At 62.9% G+C, this 25,265-nt stretch carries 29 protein-coding genes; 14 read left to right on the top strand and 15 right to left on the bottom strand.

Features of this window, described 5'->3' with window-relative positions; genetic code table 11:
- Positions 1-240 precede the first annotated feature (240 nt).
- The 7 genes from AvAM_RS03075 (at position 241) to AvAM_RS03045 (ending at position 7,723) form a co-directional block, all read left to right on the top strand.
- Positions 241-1,071, top strand: a complete 831-nt coding sequence (locus AvAM_RS03075; RefSeq protein WP_137745702.1) for a phosphogluconate dehydrogenase C-terminal domain-containing protein — start codon at positions 241-243, stop codon at positions 1,069-1,071.
- A gap of 144 nt (positions 1,072-1,215) precedes the next feature.
- The gene (locus tag AvAM_RS03070) at positions 1,216-2,202 is read left to right on the top strand and encodes a TRAP transporter substrate-binding protein (RefSeq protein ID WP_375708135.1); all 987 of its coding nucleotides are present in this window, start codon (positions 1,216-1,218) and stop codon (positions 2,200-2,202) included.
- A 212-nt stretch (positions 2,203-2,414) separates the two neighbouring features.
- The gene (locus AvAM_RS03065; protein ID WP_249367903.1) at positions 2,415-2,858 is read left to right on the top strand and encodes a TRAP transporter small permease; all 444 of its coding nucleotides are present in this window, start codon (positions 2,415-2,417) and stop codon (positions 2,856-2,858) included.
- Positions 2,859-2,891: 33 nt separating this feature from the next.
- Complete coding sequence (locus AvAM_RS03060; protein WP_137745700.1) at positions 2,892-4,241, top strand: TRAP transporter large permease; 1,350 nt, start codon at positions 2,892-2,894, stop codon at positions 4,239-4,241.
- Positions 4,242-4,243: 2 nt separating this feature from the next.
- Positions 4,244-5,506 carry a ribulose-bisphosphate carboxylase large subunit family protein gene (locus AvAM_RS03055; RefSeq protein WP_137745699.1) on the top strand — a complete coding sequence of 421 codons (1,263 nt, stop codon included), beginning with the start codon at positions 4,244-4,246 and terminating at the stop codon, positions 5,504-5,506.
- Complete coding sequence (gene oiaK / locus AvAM_RS03050) at positions 5,506-6,888, top strand: 3-oxo-isoapionate kinase OiaK (protein WP_137745698.1); 1,383 nt, start codon at positions 5,506-5,508, stop codon at positions 6,886-6,888. Before AvAM_RS03055 ends, oiaK begins: the two co-directional genes overlap by 1 nt.
- Positions 6,889-7,018: 130 nt before the next feature.
- The gene (locus AvAM_RS03045; RefSeq protein WP_137745697.1) at positions 7,019-7,723 is read left to right on the top strand and encodes a transcriptional regulator NanR; all 705 of its coding nucleotides are present in this window, start codon (positions 7,019-7,021) and stop codon (positions 7,721-7,723) included.
- 174 nt (positions 7,724-7,897) lie between these two features.
- On the opposite strand, the gene AvAM_RS03040 is transcribed toward AvAM_RS03045, so the two are convergent.
- Together AvAM_RS03040 and AvAM_RS03035 are read right to left on the bottom strand one after the other, a co-directional pair.
- Positions 7,898-8,830 (bottom strand): M23 family metallopeptidase, encoded by a 933-nt coding sequence (locus tag AvAM_RS03040; RefSeq protein WP_137745696.1) that lies wholly within the window; start codon positions 8,828-8,830, stop codon positions 7,898-7,900.
- A 153-nt stretch (positions 8,831-8,983) separates the two neighbouring features.
- Entirely contained in the window at positions 8,984-9,232 is a 249-nt protein-coding gene (locus tag AvAM_RS03035; RefSeq protein WP_063463119.1) for a hypothetical protein, read from the bottom strand.
- A gap of 257 nt (positions 9,233-9,489) precedes the next feature.
- Here AvAM_RS03035 and AvAM_RS03030 point away from each other — a divergent pair, with 257 nt between their 5' ends.
- On the top strand, positions 9,490-10,275 hold the full coding sequence (locus AvAM_RS03030) for a transporter substrate-binding domain-containing protein (protein WP_137745695.1): 786 nt from the start codon (positions 9,490-9,492) through the stop codon (positions 10,273-10,275).
- A 42-nt stretch (positions 10,276-10,317) separates the two neighbouring features.
- Here AvAM_RS03030 and AvAM_RS03025 read toward each other — a convergent pair whose 3' ends face one another.
- The 5 genes from AvAM_RS03025 to AvAM_RS03005 all read right to left on the bottom strand — a co-directional run bounded on the left by AvAM_RS03025 (position 10,318) and on the right by AvAM_RS03005 (position 14,210).
- A complete protein-coding gene (locus AvAM_RS03025; RefSeq protein ID WP_137745694.1) occupies positions 10,318-10,779 on the bottom strand; it encodes an SRPBCC family protein in 462 nt (153 codons plus the stop codon).
- A 154-nt stretch (positions 10,780-10,933) separates the two neighbouring features.
- Entirely contained in the window at positions 10,934-11,251 is a 318-nt protein-coding gene (locus AvAM_RS03020) for a DUF2322 family protein (RefSeq protein ID WP_137745693.1), read from the bottom strand.
- 172 nt (positions 11,252-11,423) lie between these two features.
- On the bottom strand, positions 11,424-11,753 hold the full coding sequence (locus AvAM_RS03015; RefSeq protein ID WP_094287303.1) for a hypothetical protein: 330 nt from the start codon (positions 11,751-11,753) through the stop codon (positions 11,424-11,426).
- A 34-nt stretch (positions 11,754-11,787) separates the two neighbouring features.
- Entirely contained in the window at positions 11,788-12,786 is a 999-nt protein-coding gene (locus AvAM_RS03010) for an FHA domain-containing protein (protein ID WP_137745692.1), read from the bottom strand.
- Complete coding sequence (locus AvAM_RS03005; RefSeq protein ID WP_137745691.1) at positions 12,783-14,210, bottom strand: serine protease; 1,428 nt, start codon at positions 14,208-14,210, stop codon at positions 12,783-12,785. Before AvAM_RS03005 ends, AvAM_RS03010 begins: the two co-directional genes overlap by 4 nt.
- Before the next feature lie 79 nt (positions 14,211-14,289).
- On the opposite strand from AvAM_RS03005, the gene AvAM_RS03000 reads away from it, so the two are divergent.
- Positions 14,290-15,234 (top strand): M14 family metallocarboxypeptidase, encoded by a 945-nt coding sequence (locus tag AvAM_RS03000; RefSeq protein WP_137745690.1) that lies wholly within the window; start codon positions 14,290-14,292, stop codon positions 15,232-15,234.
- A gap of 276 nt (positions 15,235-15,510) precedes the next feature.
- The gene (locus tag AvAM_RS02995; RefSeq protein WP_137745689.1) at positions 15,511-16,617 is read left to right on the top strand and encodes a hypothetical protein; all 1,107 of its coding nucleotides are present in this window, start codon (positions 15,511-15,513) and stop codon (positions 16,615-16,617) included.
- Between the two features lie 92 nt (positions 16,618-16,709).
- On the opposite strand, the gene AvAM_RS02990 is transcribed toward AvAM_RS02995, so the two are convergent.
- From AvAM_RS02990 to AvAM_RS02955, 8 genes are all read right to left on the bottom strand, one after another.
- Positions 16,710-17,009: a hypothetical protein gene (locus AvAM_RS02990; RefSeq protein ID WP_137745688.1), complete on the bottom strand. Its 300-nt coding sequence runs from the start codon at positions 17,007-17,009 to the stop codon at positions 16,710-16,712.
- 92 nt (positions 17,010-17,101) lie between these two features.
- Positions 17,102-17,455 carry a DUF86 domain-containing protein gene (locus tag AvAM_RS02985; RefSeq protein ID WP_137745687.1) on the bottom strand — a complete coding sequence of 118 codons (354 nt, stop codon included), beginning with the start codon at positions 17,453-17,455 and terminating at the stop codon, positions 17,102-17,104.
- On the bottom strand, positions 17,452-17,742 hold the full coding sequence (locus AvAM_RS02980) for a nucleotidyltransferase family protein (RefSeq protein WP_137745686.1): 291 nt from the start codon (positions 17,740-17,742) through the stop codon (positions 17,452-17,454). Before AvAM_RS02980 ends, AvAM_RS02985 begins: the two co-directional genes overlap by 4 nt.
- A gap of 219 nt (positions 17,743-17,961) precedes the next feature.
- Positions 17,962-18,348, bottom strand: a complete 387-nt coding sequence (locus AvAM_RS02975) for a hypothetical protein (RefSeq protein WP_137745685.1) — start codon at positions 18,346-18,348, stop codon at positions 17,962-17,964.
- Complete coding sequence (tmk, locus tag AvAM_RS02970) at positions 18,345-18,989, bottom strand: dTMP kinase (protein WP_137745684.1); 645 nt, start codon at positions 18,987-18,989, stop codon at positions 18,345-18,347. The genes AvAM_RS02975 and tmk overlap by 4 nt, the downstream gene beginning before the upstream one ends.
- 3 nt (positions 18,990-18,992) lie before the next feature.
- Complete coding sequence (locus AvAM_RS02965) at positions 18,993-19,958, bottom strand: hypothetical protein (protein ID WP_137745683.1); 966 nt, start codon at positions 19,956-19,958, stop codon at positions 18,993-18,995.
- 7 nt (positions 19,959-19,965) lie between these two features.
- Positions 19,966-20,742: a hypothetical protein gene (locus AvAM_RS02960; RefSeq protein ID WP_137745682.1), complete on the bottom strand. Its 777-nt coding sequence runs from the start codon at positions 20,740-20,742 to the stop codon at positions 19,966-19,968.
- 35 nt (positions 20,743-20,777) lie between these two features.
- Complete coding sequence (locus AvAM_RS02955; protein WP_137745681.1) at positions 20,778-22,628, bottom strand: glutamine--tRNA ligase/YqeY domain fusion protein; 1,851 nt, start codon at positions 22,626-22,628, stop codon at positions 20,778-20,780.
- A gap of 173 nt (positions 22,629-22,801) precedes the next feature.
- Between AvAM_RS02955 and AvAM_RS02950 the strand changes: the two genes are divergently transcribed.
- From AvAM_RS02950 to AvAM_RS02935, 4 genes are all read left to right on the top strand, one after another.
- Positions 22,802-23,143 carry a hypothetical protein gene (locus tag AvAM_RS02950; RefSeq protein WP_137745680.1) on the top strand — a complete coding sequence of 114 codons (342 nt, stop codon included), beginning with the start codon at positions 22,802-22,804 and terminating at the stop codon, positions 23,141-23,143.
- Between the two features lie 210 nt (positions 23,144-23,353).
- Positions 23,354-23,830, top strand: a complete 477-nt coding sequence (aroQ, locus tag AvAM_RS02945; protein WP_137745679.1) for a type II 3-dehydroquinate dehydratase — start codon at positions 23,354-23,356, stop codon at positions 23,828-23,830.
- Positions 23,831-23,857: 27 nt separating this feature from the next.
- On the top strand, positions 23,858-24,271 hold the full coding sequence (gene arfB, locus AvAM_RS02940) for an alternative ribosome rescue aminoacyl-tRNA hydrolase ArfB (protein WP_137745678.1): 414 nt from the start codon (positions 23,858-23,860) through the stop codon (positions 24,269-24,271).
- A 125-nt stretch (positions 24,272-24,396) separates the two neighbouring features.
- Positions 24,397-25,218, top strand: coding sequence for a class III extradiol ring-cleavage dioxygenase (locus tag AvAM_RS02935; protein WP_137745677.1), 822 nt, complete (start codon positions 24,397-24,399; stop codon positions 25,216-25,218).
- Positions 25,219-25,265: the final 47 nt, after the last annotated feature.

Here is a 25,265-nt window from a genome sequence, read left to right as displayed (position 1 = left end):
GAACGCGCTGGTTTTGCCTTATAGATGCGTGGTGTGCGTCCTCCTTGTCCTCGGCGGTTGAACCCTTGTCGGGCCTTTAGCGCAGCGGGATCACGGAGCGACAGTCCCGGGAAAACCCTCTATAGATGATGATGTACTCGTCATACCATCACACCAGAAAGGTGGCCCGATCCGCAGGCCATCTCCGGTGACTCAGGGGGGCGGCATTCAGCCGCACTCTTGCCAACGATGGAGAGATACATGACCGCAAAGATTGCGCTGTTTGGTGCAGGGGGGAAGATGGGGGTTCGCCTGTCGCAGAACTTGAAGGGTTCGCCCTATGAGGTGCGCCACGTCGAGCCAAGCGCCGTGGGTCAGGAGCGCTTGCGCACCGAGGTGGGTGTTGAATGCATGCCCATGGCGCAGGCGCTGGATGGCGTGGATGTGGTGATCCTTGCCGTGCCGGATACGCTGATTGGCCGGTTGGCTGCCGACATGGCGCCGCAGCTCAAGCCGGGCACGATGGTGATGACGCTGGATGCGGCGGCGCCTTTTGCCGGGCATCTGCCGGATCGGGCCGATCTGGTGTATTTCGTGGCGCACCCTTGTCACCCTTCGATCTTCCACCCCCGGGCGCACCAGGCAGGTTCGCCCGACTACTTTGGCGGAGTGGCCGCGCCGCAGTCGGTCGTGAGCGCGCTGATGCAGGGGCCCGAGTCGGCTTTTGATCTGGGTGAGTCGATTGCCAAAACCATCTATCAGCCGATTGAGCGCTCGTACCGCGTGACGGTGGAGCAGATGGCGATGCTGGAGCCCGGCCTTTCAGAAACTGTTTGCGCCACCTTGCTCGATGTGATGCGGGAGGCCATGGACGAAGTGATCGCCCGGGGCGTGCCTGCCGATGCGGCCCGCGATTTCCTGCTGGGCCACATGACCATCCTGAGCGCAGTGATCTTCAAGCAGATTCCCGGCCAGTTCTCCGATGCCTGCAACAAGGCCATCGTCCATGGCAAGCCCCGCCTCATGCGGGATGACTGGAAAAACGTGTTCGACAAGGACGAGATTGCGGAAAGCATCCGTCGCATTACCTGATTGCCTGGGCACCGCGCGCGCATCTTTCCCGGGGCTTCCGCAAAAAGCAGTGTGCAAAGCCGCCCGCCTTGGTGGGGCGTGCTGGCCTGGGTTGTGTTGCGCCCCCGTCATGTTTGAAAAAACCACCACACAGGAGACAAAACGATGAACAAAACTTTCCGCCGTTCGATGACCAAGGCCGCCGCCTTGATGGCTTGCCTGTTTCTGCACGCAGGCGCGCAAGCGCAGACTGTGCTCAAGATTGGCTACTCCAACGCCCTCAACTCGCACTACGGTATGGGGGCTGTGGCGTTTTGTGATGCCGTGGACGCGGGGACCCAGGGTCGCTACAAGTGCCAGCAGTTTCCCAACAATTCGCTCGGTGGTGAGCGCGAGATGATCGAAGCCGTTCAGCTGGGCACCCAGGATGCAGCCAACGTGTCCACGGGCGCCCTTGGAAACTTTGTGCCCGAGGTGAAGATCGTCGATATTCCTTTCCTGTTCCGCGACTACGACCATGCCCGCAAGGTGATGGACGGCCCTATCGGGCAGGAGCTGTTGTCCAAGATGACGGCCAAAGGCATCGTCGGGCTGGCGTGGACCGAGAACGGCTTTCGCCACATGACCAACAGCAAGCGCGCGATCCACAGTGCAGAAGATGCGCGTGGTCTGAAGATGCGCACCATGGAAAACAAGGTGCACATGGAGGGCTACAAGACCTTCGGCATCATGCCCACGCCGATGGCCTGGCCCGAAGTTTTCACCGCGCTGCAACAAGGGACCGTGGATGGACAGGAAAACCCCATCCCCGTGATCCTTTCTGCCAAGCTGTCCCAGGTCCAAAAGTACCTGTCTCTGACCAAGCATGTGTACTCGCCAGCGGTGCTGGTGCTCTCTCCTGCGATCTGGGGCAAGCTGTCCGAGGCCGACAAGCAGGTGTTCACTGCGGCCGCGCGCAAGGCCGCCGCCGTCCAGCGCAAAAAGGTCAATGATGACGAAGCCAACGGCATCGCCGAGCTGCGCAAGGACGGCATGCAGATTGACGAAAACGTCAATGGCGACAGCTTCCGCAAAGCTGTGGCGCCCGCTTATACGGCCTATGCCCGGGAGTTCGGTGCAGAGCGCATTGCCAGCATCCAGGCCGTGAAGTAGTTCACCCGGACTGCTGCGTTCTTCGTCAGCGGGGGCCGCACCCCTGGGTGCGCACCCTCCGCTTCCTTGGTTCTTGTTCAGGGTGGTCCGTCAGGGCCGGGCCATTCCACGCGCCGATGGCGGCCGTGGCGTGCCTGCAGCCCCTGGGTCCACCGTTCCCATCCATGAAAAATCTCATACTCCGCCTTGACCGTGGCTTGACCAGCCTCAGCATGGCTGTTGCATGTGGCTTGCTCGCCATCGTCTCGTGCCTGGGGCTGTGGCAGGTGATCGCCCGGTTTTTGTTCCAGCAGCCCTCTTCATGGACGGAAGAAGCCATGCGGCGGTTGTTGATCTGGATGGTGGCGCTGGGCATCGTGGCGGCGTTCCGTCAAGGTGCCCTGGTCTCGGTGGACCTGATGCTGCGTGTCTCGAAGGGCGCATGGCGCAAGGTGGTGCGCGGGACTATCACCACGGTCAACCTCCTGTTTCTCGTTGTGCTGGCGTGGTTTGGGCTGGACCTGGTGCAGCGCGTGCGTTTCCAGACCTTTGCCAGCATGGATCTGTCGATGGGCTGGGCATACGCCGCGTTGCCTGTGGGCGCGCTGCTTGCCATGCTGGCGGTGGTGGCGCACCACCTCGACCCCGTGGACGACGAGCTTTCTACCGCGCAGTAGTCCTCTGCTGCGTCAACCTGTACACCCCAAGCCATGTCGCTCACCCTGCTTGTCACCATGTTGCTGGGCTTCGCGTTCAGCGTGTCCATCGCCGTTTCCATTGGTGGCTCTGCCATCCTGGGGCTGGCGTTCTTCGACCCGGCGCGGCTCATACTTGTTCCCAAGGAAATGTTTTCCGCCATCGACCGCTTTCCGCTGGCCGCCGTACCGTTTTTCATCCTTGCCGGAAACTTGATGGAGAACGGTGGCATCTCTCGCCGCCTGGTCCATTTCGCGAAATCGCTGGTGGGCGGCGTGCAAGGCGGTTTGCCCATGAGCTGCGTGCTCACCTGCATGATTTTTGCGGCCGTATCAGGCTCTTCGGTGGCCACCACGTTCGCCATCGGGTCCATCCTGATCCCTGCGCTGGTCAAGCATGGCTATCCCACCAGCTATGCCGCGTCATTGCAGGCCACGGCAGCAGAGCTGGGCGTGATCATTCCGCCGTCCATTCCCATGATCCTGTTCGGTGTGGCCGCCGAAGTGTCCATTGGCGAGCTGTTTGTTGCGGGCCTGGGTCCTGGCCTGCTGATTGGCGGTGCGCTGATGCTGTTTGTGCACCTGCACGCACGCTACAAGGGCTGGGGCAAGCAAGACGGCGAAGGCCGTTTGCCTCCGCTGGTGGCCACGCGCGAGGCCGGGTGGGCTCTCCTGATGCCGGTGATCATCCTGGGGGGCATCTATGGTGGCATCTTCACGCCCACCGAGGCATCCGTGGTTGCGGTGTTCTACGCCCTGATGGTGGGGCTGCTCATCCATCGCGAGCTCAGGCTCGCAGACCTCGTCCAGGTGCTGCGCAAGTCGGTGCTCTCCAGCGCCGTGATCCTGTTCATCATTGCCAATGCGGGGCTGTTCGCTTTCCTCATCACACGGGCTGGCATCCCGGATGCGATTGGCGTGTGGCTGACCGAGGTGCTGCGCTCGCCCGGCTGGTTTCTGCTGGGCGTGAATGCGGCGCTCTTTGTCATCGGCATGTTCATTGAAACCTCGGCCGCCATCATTGTTCTGGCGCCCATCCTGGTGCCTGTTGCTATCCACTTCGGGGTAGACCCCGTGCATTTCGGCACGATCATGGTTGTCAACCTGGCCCTGGGCATGATCACGCCGCCCTTTGGCGTCAACCTGTTTGCGGCCTGTACCGTGGCCAAGATTTCCCTGGACCGCATCATTGGTCATCTGCTTCCGTTTGTGCTGGTCATTCTGGGTTGTCTGATGCTGGTCACCTACATCCCCTCCATTTCGCTGCTTGCTCGGGATGCGGTGTTCCCCCGCAAAGCGGCCGTTGTGGCGCCTGCGCCAGCGGCTCCATCCGCTCCTACTGCTCCAACTTCCAACTCCCAATGAACATGCTGCAGTCTCCTGCGTCTTCCGATCGCATCCACGCGCGTTACTGGCTGGAAACCAGTGAGTCCCCAGCCAAAGCCGCAGAGATCATTGCGGGTGAGCAATCCAGCGGCACTTTCTTAGCCCTCGCCAACGAGACAGCCGAACTCAAGGAGCGCAGCGGCGCTCGCGTTGAGCGCCTGTCCGTGCTGGACACCGTGGACCACCCCAGCCTGCCCGGGTGCTACGCCGAAGGCGCGCGCTTTACCCGCTGCGAGCTGGAACTCTCGTGGCCGCTGGGCAACATAGGCACATCGCTGCCCAATGTGCTCGCGACGGTGGCCGGTAACCTGTTTGAGCTGCAATGCGTTTCGGGCCTGCGCATCACCGACCTGCACTTGCCCAGTGCGTTCGCCGATGTCTACCCAGGGCCGGCGTTTGGCATTACCGGGACGCGGGCGCTGGCGGGGGGGGCGCATGGGCCGTTGATAGGCACCATCCTCAAACCCAGCGTGGGCATGGGCCCTGAGCAGACCGCCGCCGAGGTGAAAAAGCTCATTGCAGGCGGCATCGACTTCATCAAGGATGACGAGCTGCAGGCCGACGGCCCCCATTGCCCGTTCGAGGACCGCGTGCGCGCCGTCATGCGCGAGGTGCACGCCGGCGCTGACCGCCTGGGCCGCAAAGTGATGGTGGCCTTCAACCTCACGGGCGAGATCGACGAGATGAAGCGACGCCACGACTTCGTGCAGGCCCAGGGCGGCACCTGCGTCATGGTCAGTCTCAACTCGGTGGGCCTGAGCGGGCTGCACGAACTGCGTCGCCACAGCAGCCTGCCCATCCACGCTCACCGCAACGGCTGGGGTTACCTGAGCCGCCACCCTGCGCTGGGCTGGGACTACCGCCCCTGGCACAAGCTCTGGCGGCTGGCCGGTGCCGACCATCTGCACGTCAACGGCCTTGGCAACAAGTTCAGCGAGGGCGACGACCAGGTGCGCGCCTCGGTACAGGCCGTGACCGAGCCGCTGTGGCCGCATGCGCCCATGCATGTCATGCCGGTGTTCAGCTCGGGCCAGACCGGCCTGGTCGCCGCTGCCACCTATGCCGCTGCGGGCAGCCAGGACCTGATCTTTGCCGCCGGGGGCGGCATCTTCGGCCATCCGGCGGGCGTGCCCGCCGGGGTGACCGCACTGCGCCAGGCCTGGGATGCAGCCGTGGCCGATGTGCCGCTGGCGCAGCACGCCGCCACCCACCCCGAACTGCAACAGGCGCTGGGCTTTTGGTGATGAACGCGCACACCGACCACGCCCTGCCCGAAGGGCCCCTGCTGGCCTACTACGGCGACGACTTCACCGGCTCCACCGACGTGATGGAGGCCTTTACTCTGGCCGGCGTTCCCACCGTGCTGTTTCTGCAGCCACCGTCTGCCGCCTGGGTGCAGCGCTTTGCGCACATGCGCTGCATCGGCCTGGCCGGCACCTCGCGCGGGCGCAGCCCGGCCTGGATGCGCGAGCACCTGCCCACGGCCTTTGCCGTCCTGCAGGCCTTCGGGGCGCCCATCCTGCAATACAAGGTCTGCTCCACCTTCGACTCCAGCCCTGAGATCGGCTCCATCGGTCAGGCCATCGAACTGGGTGTGGCCGCCATGGGCGGCGCCTGGTCGCCCATGGTCATTGGTGCGCCCCGCCTGCGCCGCTACCAGGCTTTTGGCAACCTGTTTGCTGCCATGGGAGGCACGGTGCACCGCCTGGACCGGCATCCCACCATGTCGCGCCACCCCGTCACCCCCATGCCCGAGGCCGACCTGAGGCAGCACCTGGCAAAACAGACGCCGCGGCGGCTGGAGCTGATCGATCTGGTTACCCTGCACGCCGGGCACGGACCGGAGGCCCTGGCGCCGTTGCGCGATGCCGCCGCGCCACCCGTCGTCTTGATGGACGTGGTGGATGACCGCACACTGGCCGAAGCCGGGCGGGTGATTTGGGAAGAGCGCGGAAACGGCGTGTTTTCTGCCTCGTCGTCCGGGCTGGAGTACGCGCTGGTGGCGCATTGGCGGCACAGCGGTGCCCTGGCGGGCGGTGCAGCACTTGCGCGCACGCAGCCTGCTGCATCCATGGTGGCGGTCAGCGGAAGCTGCTCACCCGTGACGGCGGCGCAGATCGCCTGGGCGCAAAACCATGGCTTTGCCACCGAGCGCCTGGTCGTTGAGCGCCTGCTGGATGCGCAGGTGGCACAGGCCGAAGTGGCACGGGTGGTGACAGGCGCGGTGCAGGCGGTTGCCGCAGGGCGCCCGCCCCTCATCTACTCGGCCAGCGGGCCCGACGACCCGCATGTCGTGCAGTTTCCTGAAGCGGCGATGCGCGCGGGGGTGACCGTGCCGCAGGCCCATGCCATGGTGGGGCAGGCGCTGGCGCGCTGCATGCAGGAGGTCATCGCTCAGACCGGAGTACGCCGCGTGGCGATTGCGGGTGGCGACAGCTCGGGTGCCGTGGCCAGCGCCCTGGACATCACCGCGCTGACGGTGCATTCGCAGCTGGTGCCTGGCGCCCCGTTGTGCCGAGCATGGTCAGATACCCCGGCGATGGATGGCCTTGAAATCGTGCTCAAGGGCGGCCAAATGGGGGGCGAAGACTTCTTTGGCCAGGCGCTGCGCGGCACCGCCGCATGAAGTGGGTGATCCACACACAGTCACCGCTTTGGCGCTTCTGGGAGCTAGCGGCCACCCGCAGCCGCCTGTGGCTGCGTGGGAATCCGCCGGAGGTCCTGCCGACGCCAGGGGTACGGTATCCTCCACCGCCATGAATTCCGAGCCTATCCAGAGACGAAAAATCTACCAGGAGGTGGTGGATCGCCTGATGAACCGGATTCGGGCCGGCGAATGGGGTGCCGGAGACCATCTCCCGTCAGAGCGAGATCTGATGGACGCCTACGGTGTAGGGCGGCCTGCGGTGCGCGAGGCACTTCAGGACCTTGCGCGGTCCGGGATCGTCGAGATCACCCATGGCGAGCGCGCCCGGGTCGTGGTACCCACGGCCGACCTCCTGATTGAGCAGGTCGCTGGCGGCGCCAAGCACCTGCTGCAGATGCAGCCTGACATGCTCGGCCACCTCAAGGATGCGCGCCTCTTCCTCGAAACCGGCCTGTGCCGTATTGCGGCACAAAAGGCGAGCGATGCCGACATTGAGCGCCTGCGGGCCTGCCTGGATGCGCACCGCGCTTCCCTGAGCGACCTGAGCGTCTTTGTGAACCGCGACATGCTGTTTCACCGAGAGATTGCGGTCATCAGTGGCAATCCGATTTTTCCGGCCATCGTCGAAGCAATGTTCAACTGGGCCAGCGCTTTCTACCAGACCATCGTGCGCGCCCCCGGGGCAGAACAGGTCACCCTGGCAGAACACACCCGCATCTACGAAGCCATTGCCGCGCGCGACCCTGATGCCGCTGCAATGGCCATGCACGACCACCTGACCCGTGCCAACGTGCTGTACCGCGCGCACAGCTAGCGTGCAACGCAGCACTGGCAGGTTGCGCGGCAGAAGGCATCAAAGCGAAACACACGAAAACCGGGTGGCGCTCTCTTTTTCTTGAAAATATGCAGGCAAGGCGCCTGTCGCATTGTCCTGCCGCGCTATCAAATTGGTAGCTATTTCGAAGCCGTACGGCGTGTGCAGCAACCGTTACAAAAACAGCGCCGGGTCCACCATGGTGCGGTTCAGCATCACGCCCCAGTGCAGGTGCGGCCCGGTCACGCGGCCGGTGGCACCCACCTGGCAGAACGCGTCGCCCGCCTGAAGCACATCGCCCACGCGCACATCCATGCGGCTCAGGTGGCAGTACATGCTCAGCAGGCCCTGGCCGTGGTCCAGCCACACCGTGCCGCCGTTGAAAAAGTAGTCGCCCACGTCGATCACCCGGCCCGCCAGCGGCGCCACGATGGGCGTGCCGGTGGCGGCGGCAATGTCCATGCCGCTGTGCGGATTGCGCGGCTGGCCGTTGAACATGCGCCGCAGCCCGAACGAGCTGGACCGCCGCCCGGGCACCGGCACGCGCATGCGCAGCGATGCCAGGGCCACGCCAGCGGGCTGCTCGGTAAAGGTGGCCATCACCTGCGCCTGGTGGTCGCGCTCGCGCTCGTAGCGGGCCTGGTCTTCGGGCGAGAGGTCTACCGTGCGGGGCGATACCTTGAGGTGCTGCTCCTGGTACTGCTTGGGCGCCACGGTGTAGTGCAGCGGGCGCGGGGCGCCCCCATCGGTCAGCGCGGTGATGTGCGCATCGCCCGGCGCCGTCGCCAGCGGGATGCCCACGATGGCTGTCCACTCGATCACGTCGCCCACCACCAGCACCGGCACATCCACGTCGCCCTGGCGCACCAGGGCCCGGGGCCGCGCGGCGGCGGGGCCCAGCGACAACCGGGCCACACCGCCCGGCACCTGCAGCGCCTGGGGCCGCACGGCGGGTGCTGCCGGGGGCTTGGCGGGTGTGGTGGGTGATGCGGGTTGCGGCTTGGCGTGCAGGCCCGTGACGGGCGCGAGCAGCAGGCCACCCGCGCTGGCCAAGGCGGTGCGGCGGGTGAGGGTCAAGGCGGCGGCGGTGTGGGTAGGGTGGGGCACAGGGACGGAGGGGGCGTGGCAAAAAGACGGTTTCAGCGGCCACAGCCACAGCGGCGGTTGCGCAGGCTGCGGCGTGCGAGCGGACAGCGGACAGCGGGCCCGCAAGGTCGACCCCCGCCAGGGCGCGCGGGGCGGAACGGCGGGCGGGGCTGGTCAGTGCGTCACAAACTCGTAGGTCACGGCCTCGCTCTCGACCATGTCCAGCACCTCATGGAGTTCTTCCTCGCTGTCGGTGCTGCTCCACATGTCTTCGGGGTCGGTGGCAAACAGGGGTTCGATGGCGATGTCCAGAAACTTGCCATCGGCCATCTGGATCACCGGCGTGCCTTCGGAGGTTTCGACCAGGGCCCAGTCGTCGGGGACGGTCATTTCGAGTTGGATGGTGACGTTGAGTTTTTTCATGGTGTTCCTTGGGTAGTCCATTGGGTAATGGGGGGTGGCTTGCTGTGGGTGCAAGCCGGTGAAGGGTCTTCAAGCCCCGGAGGGTAACCCAGCACGGTGGCAGTGCCCGCAAGAAGCCACCACCGGTCGCGGTCGCGCGCGTGGCATGTTGCATGCTTGCTGTTGGCGTATCCTTTTTTCGGCTCTGCCAGGGTGGTGCGCGCAGCACGGCCCTGGCGGCCGGTTTCATTCCCTTTGTCCTCTGGAGCACTTCCCACATGATCCCCAAGAAAACACTCGCCGTGGCTGCCGCCGCCCTGTTCACCGCCCTGTCCCTTTTCAGCCAGGCCGCGCAGGCGGGGCCCCGGCTCGACAAGATCATGGAGGCCAAGGTCATCCGCGTGGGCACGCCGGGCGACTACCGCCCGTTTGCCATCAAGACCGACGCGGGCTACAGCGGCCATGACATCGACGTGATCGAAACCATGGCCAAGGAGCTGGGCGTGAAGATCGAGTACGTGCAGACCTCGTGGCCCAACCTGGTGAAGGATTTGCAAGGCGACAAGTTCGACGTGGCCGTGGGCGGCATCACCCGCAACGTCAACCGCATGCGCATTTTTGACATGCTGCCCGGCTACGCCCCGTTCGGCAAAGTGGCCCTGGTGCGCGCGGCCGACAAGGCCAAGTACACCAGCGTGGACGCGATGAACCAGCCCACGGTGCGCGTCATCAAGAACCCCGGCGGCACCAACGAGACCTATGTGCTGGCCAACCTCAAGGCCGCGCAGGTCAGCACGCACGACAAGAACGCCGAGATCCCCGCACTCATCGCCGAGGGCAAGGGCGACGTGATGATCACCGAAACCTACGAAGCCCTGCACTACGCCAAGGCCGACCCGCGCCTGCACGCCGCGTTTGTGGACGCACCGCTCACGCCCAAGAACTACCTGGGCTTCATGCTGCCCACCGACGACGCCGACTATGTTCGCGTGATGGGTTTTGTGTGGGGCCTGGTGGACAGCCGGGGCACCATCAAGCAGGCCGCTGACAAGTGGTTGAAGTGACGCGGTTGAGGTGACCCGGGCCTGGCACGGTGTGTGGGTGGCTTATTCGCCCGGAATCTCCGGCTCCACCAGCAGCGCCAGCAGCTGCAGCGACTCCTGCCAGCCCAGGTAGCACATCTCGGTCGGGATCACCGCCGGGATGCCTGCCTGCACGATGGACACCTCGGTGCCCGTGATCACCTTCCTGAACTGGACGGTGGTGCGCATCTCGCCCGGCAGGTTGGGGTCGTCAAAGCGGTCGGTGTGCACGATGCGCTCGCCAGGGACCAGCTCCACATACTCGCCGCCAAATGCGTGGGTGCCGCCGCTGCTCATGTTGGTGAACTGCATACGGTAGCTGCCGCCCACGCGTGCGTCCATGCTCAGCACCCGGCCGGTAAACCCGTGGGGCGGTAGCCACTTGCACATGGCGTCGGGGTCCAGAAACGCGCGGTAGATGCGCTCGGCCGGTGCGCGCAGCACGCGGTGCAGGGTGACGGTGCCGGTGGTGGTGTCTGTCGTCATGCTCGGGTCTCCTGAAGGGACATCGGGGTGGATGATGAAGAAGAAAGCGTGGGCCGCAGAACCATACCGCGCATTCCAGCCAGCCCACACCTATTACGACGAATGGCCCCGGGCTTTTTCGACAAGCCGCCGTGGCCACAGCGGCTTTTTTGTATCAGGCCGAAACCGCTTGCACCCCAAAACTCTCGCTGCCCTGCGCCCAGGCCAGCAGCCGGTCGATGTTGGGGTGTTTGCCGGGGAAGGCACGCGCATCTGCCACATGCTCGGCATACCACTCCAGCCCCAGGCTGGCGGCTGCGGGCGTGATGCGGCCGCCATACAGCGCCCCCAGCGCGGCATACACCACCAGCGACCCGGTCTGGCCGGGCTTGTTCTCGATGCTGGCGAGGACCTGGCCGTCAGCACCCAGCAGGTGCAAGGCGGCGAGGTGGCTTGCGGAGGGGAGTTGTTTCAGGCGGTCTGCGAAGTTCATAGGATGGTGTTAGGAGTGAAAATTTGAATGAAATGGGCCGCTTCCGCGCTATGGGTAAACGCTGTTAGCTACCAAAAGAGGAGTGGATAAGTGGGGGGCGATGGTAAGGGCGCGGCAGCATGGCGGGGGGCAGAGAACCTTTTCGATGTCCTTTTGGGGCGCAAACAGCCCCTCACGCCTGCCACACCCCAAACCCCGCCGAGCGCAGATCGATGCCGATCTCGATCTCCCGGTCCACCGCCTCCTCATAGCTCATGGGGTTGAAGCCCTCGTACAGATCCGGCAGCAGCCGCAGGCCGTACTGCGTCACAAACCGGTTGGCCTGGATGCCCGCCTTGTGCTTGTCAAAGCGCACATCCGGGTCCAGCCCGGTCATGCCCACATACACGCAGGGCTTGCCGTCGATGTAGCCCGGGTTGTTCTTGCGAAAGCGCGGCTCCAGCAGCACGTCTTTGGAGAGTTCGACCACATAGACGTGGTGGTGGGGCTTGCGGCGGCGCATGGGGCAGGGGGTTGGGCAGCTGCGTGCGGCGCGCCTATTCGTCCTCGTCCGCCAGCCCGTCGTCCTTCAGGCGCCGGTCCAGCTTGGCGCGCAGGGCTTCGGCGTCTTGCAGCAGCTGGTCCACCGGCGCCGCAGGGGCCACACGCAGGCTGGGGGGGAACAGGCTGCTCATGTACATCTCGTTCGTCAGCCGCATGCGGTTGAGCCACTGTGCGCCCAGCCAAGCAGGCACGCCCAGGGCTACCACGGCGGCCACTGTCCAGGCCAGGCCCACGCGGCGGCGGGGCAGCACGGTGGCCAGGTGGGCATACAGCGCCCAGGCCAGCACCAGCACGCCCAGCACGCTGGCGAACTGCGACAGCGCCTCCAGCGAGAACGAGAACGCCGCCAGGTTGGCCACCAGCCGCAGGCCCTCGCTGGCCAGGTACACCGTGCAGGCAATGCGCACATGGCGCCAGAACTGCAGGCGGCCCGCAAACATCTTGTTGGCCACGGCCCACAGGCCCGACCAGGCGCTAACCACCAACAGCAGCATGAGCAGCACGCTGGGCAGCGACTTGAGGTACTGCGAGCTGTCGCGCGACTCCAGCCACGCCGAAGCCATGGCTGCAGCCCCCACCAGCACCACCAGCGCGGCGGTGGTGCCCACGGTGCGCCACGGAAACTCCGGCAGCGCCTGCTCGTCGGCAATGGGCGCATCGGCCAGGCGCAGCGTGATGTGGGTGTGGCCCAGGTCGATGGGCGTGCTGCCGGGCCAGTCAAAACGCTCGCCCTGGGCATGGCGCTTGCGCTGCAGGCGCGCGCCGTTGCGCGTCTCCAGCACCTCCACCTGCACGGTGCGGGGTTCGTCCACCGCACGCTCAATGCGCAGGTGCCGGGGCGCCACAAAGGGGTCGTCCAGCACCAGGTCGCAGTCCAGTGCGCGGCCCACCGTCACGGGCCAGTGGGTGATGGGCGCACGCGCCAGCAGCGCGCCGTGGCGGTCATGGGCCTCGATCAGGCCCAGGGTGGTGTTTGTTGGCATCGTGCTCATGGTGCGGCCTCCCAGCGGAAGGCCTTGAGGTAGTGGCCGGCCAGCTTCATGCCGTTGTCAAACGCAACGCCCTGCACATCCAGGCGGCCCAGCACGCCCTGCGTGGGTTGGTTCACCGAGGTCACCAGCACCGTCATGTTGTACAGGCCCGTCAGCTTGCGGTAGGCCGACAGGCACACCACGGCCCGCAGCGGCAGGCTGCCGGGGTCCACAAAACGCTCGGTGCACTCGGCCGCCGTCTGGTGGCGGTTGCCGCGCGTGGGCAGTTGCTCGTTGGCAAAACTTTGCGAATACATGCGCGCAAACCGCGCAGCGCCCAGCGTGGGCGCGTTGTAGGCCTCGTACGACAGGCGCACCGCGCCGGTGTTGAAGTCGCCCGCCACCACATCGCTGTCGGCGCGGCACTGTGTGCGCTCCAGGTTCAGGCCGGGGAAGGACGGGTCACGCCCCGAGCCCCAGCACCGTGCCAGCGCATCGTCGGGCACCGGCACGCGGTAGTTGCCGTGGCGCTGCTCATGAAACGGCGCCTTCAGGAACCGCTGGGTCAGCAACTGCTGGTGCTCCACCAGTTGCCGCGTTACCTCGCCATATGCAGCCTGGGTGATGGGCTGCGCGTTGGCCGCGCGCTGCACCAGCGCCTGCGCAAACTCGGCCGGGATCAAAAAGCTCACCTGCTCGCCATCCAGCCGCTTGGCCACGTTCACGCCCAGCACCCGGCCTGCGTCGTCCACCGCCGGGCCGCCGCTCATGCCGGGGTTGAGCGTGCCGCCAAAAAAGATGCGCGGGTAAAAGCTGCGCTTGACCAGCCCGTTGTAGGTGCCCTCGGTCACGGCAAAGCCAATGTCCAGCGGGTTGCCCAGCGAGTAGATGCGCTCGCCCTGTGCCAGCGCCTCGTCGGCGGGCCGAAAGCCCAGCACCGGCGCCGCTGCCGTGCGGCCCTTGGCGCGCAGCACGGCCAGGTCGCGCTGCACGTCAAACGCCAGCAGCTCCACCTCGCCCTCCTGTCCCTCCATCGTCACGTACACGCCCCGGTAGCGCTCGGGCTCCAGCGCCAGCTGGCTGGCCACGTGGAAGTTGGTCACGATCAGCCCATCGGCCGACACAAAAAAGCCCGAGCCAATCGACGCCTGCGTGCCCGCATTGCGCAGCAGCGTGCGGATCTGCACTAGCTTGTCGCGCGACAGCTCGTAGATGCGCCGCGCATCGCGCGAGAGCAGGGCGGCATCGGCCCCTGCGGGTGCTGTGGCTGCTGGGGGCTGGGCTGTGCCATCTGCCGGGTCACTGCCCGCGGGGCGTGTGGCCGGGGCAGGGGCGGATGCGGAAGCGGGTGAGGGGGCATTCTGTGCCTGGGCCGCCAGGGCGCAAAGCAGCAGAACCAGGGAGGAGGTGGCCAGCCGCAGGGGCCGGATCAGGGGGAAGGGCATCGCGGTATTCTATGAACGCCCTGCACCGCCCCAGGCTCTCCCTGGGCAATCCATCCAATATCTACGCAGCCACGCACCCATGCAAGAAAACCACACCTACCCCATCGGCACGCCCGGCCAACCCTGGGGCGACGCCGAACGCGACCAGTGGCGCGCGCGCCAGGTGCGCCAGCGCAGTTATGCCGACGACGTGCTGCGCGCCATCGACGCCCTGCGCAGCCAGTGGGATGTGCAGCCCTACGGCGAGGTGGCCTATGCCAACGCCCACCACGCGCCCGAACACTTCCCCCTGCAGGCCCTGCGCAGCCGCAACTGGCAGCCCGGCCTGCCCAGCGTGCTGGTGACCGGCGGTGTGCACGGCTACGAAACCAGCGGCGTGCACGGCGCGCTGCGCTTTGCGCAACAGCATGCCGCCGAGTTTGTGGGCCGCGCCAACCTGCTGGTGGTGCCCTGCGTCAGCCCCTGGGCGTATGAGCGGTTTCAGCGCTGGAACTTCGACGCCATCGACCCCAACCGCTCGTTCAAGGAAGGCTCGCCCGCACAGGAATCCGCCGCCCTCATGCGCCTGGTGGCGCAGCACCAGGCGCAGTACGGCCCATTCGACGCCCACATCGACCTGCACGAAACCACCGACACCGACGAATCCGAATACCGCCCCGCCGTGGCCGCGCGCGACGACAAGGTGTTCGAGCCCGGCAGCATCCCCGACGGCTTCTACCTGGTGGACGACACCGAGAGCCCGCAGCCCGCCTTCCAGCAAGCCATCATCGACGCCGTGGGCCGCGTCACGCACATCGCGCCTGCGGACGACAAGAACGAAATCATCGGCTCGCCCGTGGTGGCCCCCGGCGTGATCCGTTACCAGCTCAAGGCCTGGGGCCTGTGCGCCAGCGTGAGCGGCGCACGCTACACCACCACCACCGAGGTCTACCCCGACAGCCCCCGCGCCACACCCGAGCAGTGCATCGCCGCGCAGGTGGCAGCGGTGTGCGCGGCGGTGGAGTTTGTATGTGGGGCGCGGTAAGGCAGTGAGGCAGTCAGCCCGTGCTGCCGCCTTTTGAATGGATCAGCATCGGGTGCGCTTGAACCTGAAAAATCCGTTCGGGCTGAGCCCGTCGAAGCCTCGCGCGGCGCTTCGACGGGCTCAGCGTGAACGGTTCCAAGTCATCAGCCTTATATGCATCAAATAGGCTGCTGCCGCCTGATGGATAAGCGCTGATAGCTATCAATATTGAAGCAATGAGGCGCTGACACACCAAGGCATAAGCCTACGCACCGCCCGGACCGGAAGGAAACGCCCATGGACCTGCCCCAGATGCTGGACACCTTCGCCCGCATGCCCGCCGCCGAGCAGCAGGCGTGGTGGCGCATGGCCGCCGGTTTGCTGGCCGTGGTGGTGGCGCTGCTGTGGCTGGAGAGCCGCTACTTCCAACCCAGCCGCCGCGTGGGCAGTTGGCTGGCGGTGCGTTTGGTGTCGATGCTGGCCGCGCTGCTGGCGGTAGCAGCTGTGCTGCTGCCCGCGCGCGCCGTGGGCGGGCCCGCCGCGCTGGGCGTGTTTGTGCTGTCGCTCTACACCCTGGGCCCCGTGGTGTGGTTTGGGGGCCATGTGCTGGCCGGGCGCTGGGTGCGGCCCGCACTCTCGCGCGCCGAAAGCCTGGTGCTGGGCCTCACCGGCCTGGCCATTGCCGCCGTGCCCGTCTACGCCAGCCTGCTGGCGCAAAGCGCCCTGCAAACCGCCGCACGCGACGTGGCCCAGCGCCGCGAGCTGCCCGCCAGCAACCCCCCGCTGGCCCACACCGTGCAACCCGTGCAGCGCTACCAGCTGCCCGGCGTGGGGCTCATCTACACCCAATCCCTACTGGGCACCCCCGACACCCGCCTGCTGCGCGTGGAACAGCGCGACGGCGGCGGCCAATGGCCCGCCCACCCCCACCCCGTGGCCCACCCCAGCTACTGCACCCACGGCAACGACGTGCACCTGATGTGGTCCGCCCAGGAACCCCCACCCTACCTGCGCCTGCACTGGGCCCAGAGCAACGGCGCACCCACCAAGGCCGAGTTCACGCCCCAGCTGGTGTTTGACCCTGCCACCCCCGTGCCTGACTTCCCCCTCACCCTGCGCCCCGACGGCGCCGACCCCGCCGCCCCCATCGCGCGCGAAAGGGCGTACCTGGTGCTGGTGAAAGAGGGGCAGGCGGCGCAGCCGCAGCAACTGCCGCAGACCTACACCCAGATGCTGGGCAACCCCCCCGAAGCAGGCGAGGTGCGCACGACCGATTGCGTGATGGCGGGCTTTCAGATTACCCCCACCCTGGCCAAGCAGGGCTGGCAGGTGCAGGCCATGGGGCTGGTGTTTCAGCTGTCCACAGGCGGGCAGCCGTTGCGGGCGTTGGTGGAGCGGAAATAGAGGCGAAATCGGCCGCTTCCGCCTGATGGTATTGCCTTTATTGCTATCAGAATGAAAGCAATAAGGGTTTGAGGCGTGAGTGCGAGTGCGCTCTAAGGATTGCTTCCCAAAGCATTCAACAACCGCGCACTCACCTCGGCCGCATCCAGCGTGGCGAACTGCATGTTGTGCTGCTCCGTCAGCGGGCCGTGGCCCGGCTCTATGCGCCCGGCAGCGTCGTAGCCCATGGCCTTGAACTTCCACACCCCGCCCACCAGCTTGAGCGAGCCCAGATGCGCGCCATCGGCGGTGTGGACGGACACCGCGGTGGCGTTGATGGGCAATAGCCGCAAGGGGCCTGCCAGCGGGCCGGGCGGTATGCGGGCGAAGGTGGGGGTGAACGGGGGCGTCATCGAGGGGCTTTAGCTATGCTGCAGTTTCTTGAATGAAATTGGCCTCTCGCGCCTGATGGATAAGCGCAAGAAGCTATCGAAATTGACGCAACCTAGACCGAGAGTGCTGCTACTTGCGCCCGCAGCGCTGGTAGATCGTTCTGCACGGTTTGCCAGACAATGCCCAGGTCCACCGTGAAATAGCCGTGGGCCAGTGCATTGCGCATTTCATAGGCGAAGCCCCACGGCACCTGGGCATGTTTCTGCGCAAAGTCGGGGTGGTTCTTGGCCACGTTATTGCAGGCCTCGCCAATCACTTCCAGGTTGCGAATCACCGCGTCGCAGGTCTTGCGGTCTGCCAGGAACGCCGTCAAGTCCATGCCAGCCGTGTAGTCCTGAATGTTGCCAATGGCTTCCAGGATGTGCTGCAAATAGTCCGCCACCCGCAGCGGGTGCGCCCGGCTCATACGGTGATCGCCTCGCGCAGCACCTGGTCCCGAAAGCTGGCGGGCAGGCTGTTGGGGGTGAGCACATCCACCTCCATGCCCAGCAACTGCTTCAGTTCAAACCGGATCGCGCCAATGTCCATCAGCGTGGTTTGCGCGGTGGGCTCCACCAACAGGTCCAGGTCGCTGTCGGCCGTGTCGTCCCCATGCAGCGCCGACCCAAACACCCGTACGCTGCTTACGTGGTGACGCAGTGCGATCTCGCGGATTTGCGAGCGGTGGAGGGAAAGGGCTTCGGAGGGGCGCATGGATTGGAGTTTAGCGGCGCTGCATGTTTACATGCCAGCTTGGCCGATGGCGCTTGCGAAGATTGCAAAAGCAGCTACTAAAGCTCTGTGCCCGGCTCCGCAAGTCCGGGGTGAAATAGGCAAAAGGCAAGACCTGGCCCCAATGCTCGCTCTAATAATAAATCCGGAGCTGTGGGTCTGAGTGCTGCAGCGGGAAGGAGCGAGAGAGCAATTCGTCAATCAAATAATTTCACTGAAAATGGTTTTGAGTTCGCTATTATTCATTTCAATAGCTCGCGGATTGTAACTGAGGGTGTTTATTCCGCCAGATGCTAAAATTGATTTTGCTTTTTCTCTCAGATTTTCTGCAATGGAGGTTTGAGCCATAAATGGGTCAATTAAACCGAGAATTGCGCCAATTAAAATTGCAATCCTTCCGGAAATTCTGTTTGAGTTGAATAGCAATTCATACTCGTTTGCGGTGAATTTGGTTGAAAATTGCTTATCGAGTTCGGGGTTGGAGTCGGCGATTTTGTATAGTGCAGATTTAACTGTGTTTTCATCGCTCTTGTTGAACCACGCAAGAATTCTTTGGCTCTCATTATCGTCGTTATTTAGTCGATTCATGATTTAATCCTTTCGTCTTTTTCCATGATCTCTTTTATTGCACTGATGATTGTTAAAAATACATCTTCCTTTGGTGAGGAAGCGTTTATTTTAATCGACCTAGCTGGATAATTTGATAGGTATCGCTTATAGTTAAGTGCTGCTTGGTTGAGTTTTTCTTCTCGTTCGTATGAGTCTATGGTATTTCTTCTGGATATTCTATCTAAAGAATTTTCCACATCATTGTCGAGATATATGAGAAGATCAGGCAAGGGAAACTCGGAATTTAGAAGTTCTACAAAATCCCAGTCCGCTTCGCTTGCGCAGTGGTAAGCAAAAGATGAAGGTATGTATCTTGTACATATAACAGATATGCCTCTGTTCAATGTGGGAATAATCCCTTCTTTGTCATTGTAGAGATGATCATGCCTATCTGCCGCAAACATAAGAGCCATTTGCCTGTCAAATAGCTTTGGATCATCCTGAAATGATACTCTGCGCTTCAACGCGAGGCGAATAGTAGAGCCTATTAGTCCGGTGGAAGGTTCTGCTGTATTTTCTACAGGCAGAGCAAGTTCCCGGAAGTAACTTTCCAGAAGGTGTGCCTGCGTTGTTGTGCCGGACCCGTCTAGGCCTTCTAATACAATAAAAATTGGCTTCATGTCTTATTTATTCCATTTTCCGCAGGATAGACTATCTTCGTTTCTGGAGAAGTAATGACATTTCATCTTGTTTTGGCATCCATCACTCCGATTCTCTAGAAAATTCGGATTGGCTATCAAATCTCTGCAGATGCCAATATATATATTTTCGGGAAGAATTCTGGATCGTGCGTTGTTACTTCGAAATTTGCCAGAGGCAATAAAATTTCGATTTGGGTGCCTTTTTGCAGTGTCAATATTGGTCTCCCAGCGGGCATCTAAGATTTCGGCCAAAGTTGGGTAGATTAGCCTTTTCTCGATGTTATAGAGGCCTTGCGATAAGTCGACATAGTCGCAGGGGGTGTCCATTAACTCGGCAAGCCTAGTGTCATTTGAATCAATTTGTGCCACTCCAATTTTTGTGGATAGCCGAATTGAGGATTCAATATTGTTGGCTTTTAAGTATTCGACCCATCTGTAAAACTCTTCTAGAGCGAGCTCATAGTTCGAGGAAAAAAATGGATCGAGCAGCAAGTTAAATAAGTAACCATGTGCTGCGTGAAGTTGGATGTGCTTGAAACCGGCCTCTATTGATAGTTCGGATGCGCTTCGAAGGTCCGAAAAAAGATCTTTAATATTGCTGTTGTTGATTTTTTTTGCTACCAAAAGATACTCGTCGAGTTTATTTTCTGGACTTTTGTTTTTAAATTCTTTTATTCCTTGATATTCTGTCCAAGTTGAGCTTAATTGTATGCCGGCAATTGCTCCGGAGTTTTGAATTTCGTTAACTAGTGTCTTCCATTCCGGTGCGCGGCTAATTCTTGCGCAAACACTATTCGTTCCGTGCCCCCGAGGTGTTAGGACATTTCCCACAATGGTGCAGTAGAGCCCATTCCCGCTTCGCTCTGCGTGGAATTTTATATGCTGCGCGGTCGGGGTTTCATCCCTTACATAGCCGGTATTTACTCCTAAGAAAAAGATGCGTCCCATCGCTTTGCTATAACTTAGAGCGAGAATTAGTAATTGCAATCCATCCCGTAATAACGCTTGAGATAAGATTTATTGCAATGTTAGAAATTACTTCAATGTTGTTATTCTTTGCGATGTTGTAAAAAAGAAGAGCATTTAATAAAAATGCGACTGCAATCGCGGCTAGAATTTTTGTATTCTGTGCTCTTATATTTTTCAGTGCCAATGTGATATGCATAGGTAAAATTGCCGTTGCCTCCGCTTCTTCTGTTTTTACTCTCTTGTCATTTTTAACCTCGGCATGGATCTTTTGCAAATCGGTTCTAATCGGCCATAGTCGGGTTTGATATCCATGTTGGCCTGTATATGCAACGGTGGAGTTGGAGGACAACTGCGTAAAGTGGATTTTTGCTACAGATTGCTGTGTATCGAGAACAATATATTTATCGCTAGTGTTTGTAGTAACTAGGCCGAGCTGACCAGTAAAGCCAGGATCGGCGTACGTGCTGACGGGTGAAAGGCCGATACTGAATAAACTCCCTTTGCTAATTATGTGCGCCGTCAGGTCGCTTGGGATTTTTAGTGATTCTTCGGTAATGATCACTATTGTGTGTTTAGGCTTTATGATTATCTTGTCGCCATATGGCTTGGCATCAATTTTTACTCCGCCTTCTGTTAAGTCGTAATATGTTGAGCTGCATCTAAGTTCATACGATGCCCCCCCCAGTCCGCTTTGATGGAAGGGGGTAATCAAACCTTGATTCCTTGATCGCGAGCGTATTTCTGTGTTTGATAGTATCGTCATCAGGCATTGGTAGTTAAAGGGTGGCTGTCGCTGAACTATTTGCCCCAGCTATCCTTCAACCCCACCGCGAGGTTAAACACCGGCTTCTCCGCCTTGTGGTCAATACGATCCGCCACAAAGTACCCATGCCGCTCAAACTGGAACTTGTCGTCCGGCTTGGCATTGGCCAATGACGGCTCCACGATGGCGGTCACCACCTTCAGGCTGTTCGGGTTCAGGCTTTCGATGAAGTCCTTGCCGCCCGCGTCGGGGTGGGCGTCCAGGAAAAGGCGGTCGTACATGCGCACTTCGGCGTTCACGCCGTCGGCCACGCCCACCCAGGTGATGGCGGCCTTGACCTTCACGCTGTCGGCGCCGGGAGTGCCGCTCTTGGTGTCGGGCACCACGGTGGCCAGCACTTCGGTGATGTTGCCGTCGGCGTCTTTAGTGCAGCCGGTGCATTCAATGACGTAGCCGCCCTTCAGGCGCACCTTGTTGCCGGGGAAGAGGCGCTTGTAGCCCTTGGGCGGCACTTCTTCAAAGTCTTCGCGTTCGATCCAGACTTCTTTGCCGATGGTGAAGTGGCGCAAGGGGCTTTCCACGCCTTCGGGCGGGTGGGGCAGGGCGGGCAGGCTGCAAGGCTCCAGGTGGCCTGCGCCCATCACGTCGTCCCAGTTGGTGAGCACCAGCTTGACGGGGTTGAGCACGGCCATGCCACGGTGGGCCTTGAGTTCCAGGTCTTCGCGCAGGCAGCCTTCCAGGGTGCTGTAGTCGATCCAGCTGTCGGACTTGGTCACGCCAATGCGTTCGGCAAATACCTGCAGCGCTTCGGGCGTGTAGCCACGGCGGCGCAGGCCCACGATGGTGGGCATGCGGGGGTCGTCCCAGCCGTTGACCTTGTGGTCGTACACCAGCTGGGCCAGCTTGCGTTTGCTGGTGATGACGTAGGTGAGGTTCAGGCGCGCAAATTCGTACTGGCGGGGCGCGGGGCTGGCCAGCAGGCCGCCTTCGGTCAAGCGTTCCAGCAGCCAGTCGTAGAAGGGGCGCTGGTCTTCAAACTCCAGCGTGCACAGGCTGTGGGTGATCTGCTCCAGCGCGTCCTCGATGGGGTGCGCGTAGGTGTACATGGGGTAGATGCACCAGGTGTCGCCCGTGTTGTGGTGCGTGGCGCGGCGGATGCGGTAGATGGCCGGGTCGCGCATGTTGATGTTGGGGCTGGCCATGTCGATTTTGGCGCGCAGCACCATCGATCCGTCTTCGTGCTGGCCGTCACGCATCTCGCGGAAGATGCGCAGGTTTTCTTCGGGCGTGCGGGTGCGGAAGGGGCTGTCCACGCCGGGCTTGCTGAAGTCGCCCCGGTTGGCGCGCATCTGCTCGGTGGTTTGCTCGTCCACGTAGGCGTGGCCGGCTTCGATCAGGTATTCGGCCGCGCGGTACATGAAGCCGAAGTAGTCGCTGGCCTGGTAGGGGGCGGCGCTGCCGGGTGTCTGGCCGAGCTGGGCCCAGTCAAAACCGAGCCATTTCACGGCGTCGATGATGCTGTTGACGTATTCGGTGTCTTCTTTTTCGGGGTTGGTGTCGTCAAAACGCAGGTGGCACACGCCGCCGTAGTCGCGCGCCAGGCCGAAGTTGATGCAGATGCTCTTGGCGTGGCCGATATGCAGGTAGCCGTTGGGCTCGGGCGGGAAGCGGGTGCGGATCTTGGCGGGGTCGGGCTCGCCCTGGGCGTGGTGGGCGGCGTCGCCGGGGGCGCCAGCCCAGCGGCGGGCGGTGTAGGTGCCTTGCTCCAGGTCTTTTTCGATGATCTGGCGCAGGAAGTTGCTGGGCTTGGTGGATTCAGCGGTGTCCGCAGCGGTGGCGCTGGCGGGGGGATTGGCGGAGGTATTGGCGGGGGAGGGGGTGCTCATCCAGCCATTTTAGGCGGCGGTTTCGTGACGGTTTACGCATTAAAACGAGCACGTGTACGTTCAGACACAACGTAAAGACGCTTTTATGCCATCCTTTTGCCTACTTGGTGCGTTGTGTACCGGTGAGGGCCCTTGCCACCTGGCGGGTGGCCTTCATTTAACAGGAGATTTCCATGACGAAAACCCGTTCTCTGTATGCCATGGCCGCTTCGGCTGGCGTGGCTCTGGCTTTGTTGGCCGGTGTTGGCGCTGCCCAGGCCCGTGACGTCAATTGGTCGGTTGGCGTTGGCGTGCCCGGCGTGGTGATCGGTGCCAGCAATGGCTACTACGCACCCGCCCCGGTCTACGTGGCGCCGCCCCCTCCGGTGTATTACGCGCCTCCCCGGCCTGTGTATTACAACGCCCCACCGGTGTACTACTCGCCCCCACCAGCCGTTTACTACGGCGGTTATGGCCAAGGCTACCGGCACCATGGCCATCGCCACCACGGCCACGGTCGCCATTGGGACCGCTGATCAGCCAGCCTGGCGGCACTGCATTGGCAGGCTGATCCTTCACCAACCTCTTGGGCGCGAGTCGCTCACAGGCAGCGTTGCACAGGCTGCCTTTTACAGCGGTCCCTCGGGGCCGCTTTTTTATTGGGGCGGCCCCTGCGCTGGGGCGCCGCATAATCCCGCACTCTGGCCTGCCAGCGTGGCAGGCGCATTGCCCCGGAGACCCTGTCTGTGACCGCTCAAAAAACCGTTTTTGTCCTGAATGGCCCCAACCTGAACCTGCTGGGCACGCGCGAGCCTGCCGTCTACGGCGCCCAAACGCTGGCCGATGTGGAAAAACTCTGCGCCGACGCCTGCCAGCGCCACGGTTTTGCGCTGCGTTTTCACCAAAGCAACCACGAAGGCGCGCTGGTGGACTGGATTCACGAGGCGGGCCGCCTGCATGCGGCGGGCGAGCTGGCGGGGGTGGTCATCAACGCCGGGGCCTATACCCACACCAGCATTGCGTTGCATGACGCCATCAAGGGCACGGGCATCACGCTGATCGAGCTGCACATCAGCAACGTGCATGCGCGCGAGGCGTATCGCCACCATTCGTACATGGCCGCCGCAGCCAAGGCGGTGATGTGCGGCTTTGGCGTGCTGGGCTATGGCCTGGCGATTGACGGCCTGGCGCAACTGCTGGCCCAGCAGCAACCAGCGGCCTGATGGCCGGGCGCGCGGGATTGCACTGCCATGGCCCCGCTGCCCCTGCAAGTCTCTGAAGACGAGGTCGAAATCACCGCCATGCGCGCCCAGGGCGCGGGCGGGCAGAACGTCAACAAAGTCTCTAGCGCCGTCCACCTGCGGTTTGATGTGGCGGCCTCGTCGCTGCCCGAGGGGGTGAAGGAGCGCCTGCTGGCCCTGCGCGACACCCGCATCACGCAAGAGGGTGTGGTGGTCATCAAGGCACAGCAGTTCCGCAGCCAGGAGCAGAACCGTGCCGATGCGCTGGCGCGGCTGAACGCGCTGGTCAACACCGTGGCCGTGCCGCCCCGCGTGCGCCGCGCCACCAAGCCCACCTATGGATCGCAGCAGCGCCGCCTGCAGGGCAAGACCCAGCGCAGCGAAACCAAGGCGCTGCGGGGGCGGGTGCGCGACGGCGCCTGATGGCGGCGGGGTGGGGCACCCCCGGGCTTGATTGGCATCACCCATAGAACAATCTGTCTGCCCTGCAGGGCTTGGTGCGGGCGCCCGTCAGGCCTACAGTGAAGGCATTCACGGATGAAACTGCCATGACCGCTGTTGCCCACACCCCTTCCCCCACTGTTCCAGCCCTGTTCGTATCGCACGGCGCGCCGCTGTTTGCGGTGGACGCTGGCACCACCGGCCCTGCGCTCACGCAGTGGGGCCAGGGCCTGAAGGCGCAATACCCCGGCCTGCGTGGCGTGGTGGTGATGTCGCCGCACTGGATGGCGCGCTCGGTGCAGGTCATGACCGGCCCGCAGCCCGCCACCTGGCACGACTTTGGCGGGTTTCCGCCCGCGCTGTACGAGCTGCAATACCCCGCCCCGGGCTCGCCCGCGCTGGCGCAAGAAGTGCTGGGCCTGTTGCAGGCCGCTGGTGTGGCCGCCCAGGGCGATGCCGCGCGCCCCTTTGACCATGGCGCCTGGGTGCCGCTGATGCATTTGTTCCCCGAGGCCGATGTGCCCGTGGTGCAGGTGGCGCTGCCTGTGGGGGCTGGCCCGGCCGAGGTGTATGCGCTGGGCGCGGCCTTGCGCAGCCTGCGCAGCCAGGGCGTGCTGGTGCTGGGCTCGGGCAGCATGACGCACAACCTGGCCGAATTTTTTGGCGGCGAGCGTGCTCCCGCGCCCTATGTGCTGGAGTTCAGCCGCTGGATCGAAGACGCGCTGGCCCGTGGCGACATGGCGGCGCTGCTCAACTACCGCAGCCAGGCGCCCCACGCCCACCGCGCACACCCCACCGAAGACCACTTTTTGCCGATCTTCTTTGCGGTGGGCGCGGCGGGCGACGACCTGCACGCAAACTACTTGAGCCGCGAGGTGATGTACAGCATGCTGTCGATGGATGCATTTGCCCTGGAGCCGGTGCATTGATGATGTACCAGTCCCGCATTTCTTAAGTAAAAACTGCCCCTGCCGCC

The sequence above is a fragment of the Acidovorax sp. NB1 genome (assembly GCF_005405905.1).
Lineage (GTDB): Bacteria > Pseudomonadota > Gammaproteobacteria > Burkholderiales > Burkholderiaceae_C > Acidovorax.
Note: the sequence above shows the minus strand (reverse complement) of the source record. Positions and strands in the feature narration are given on the sequence as shown.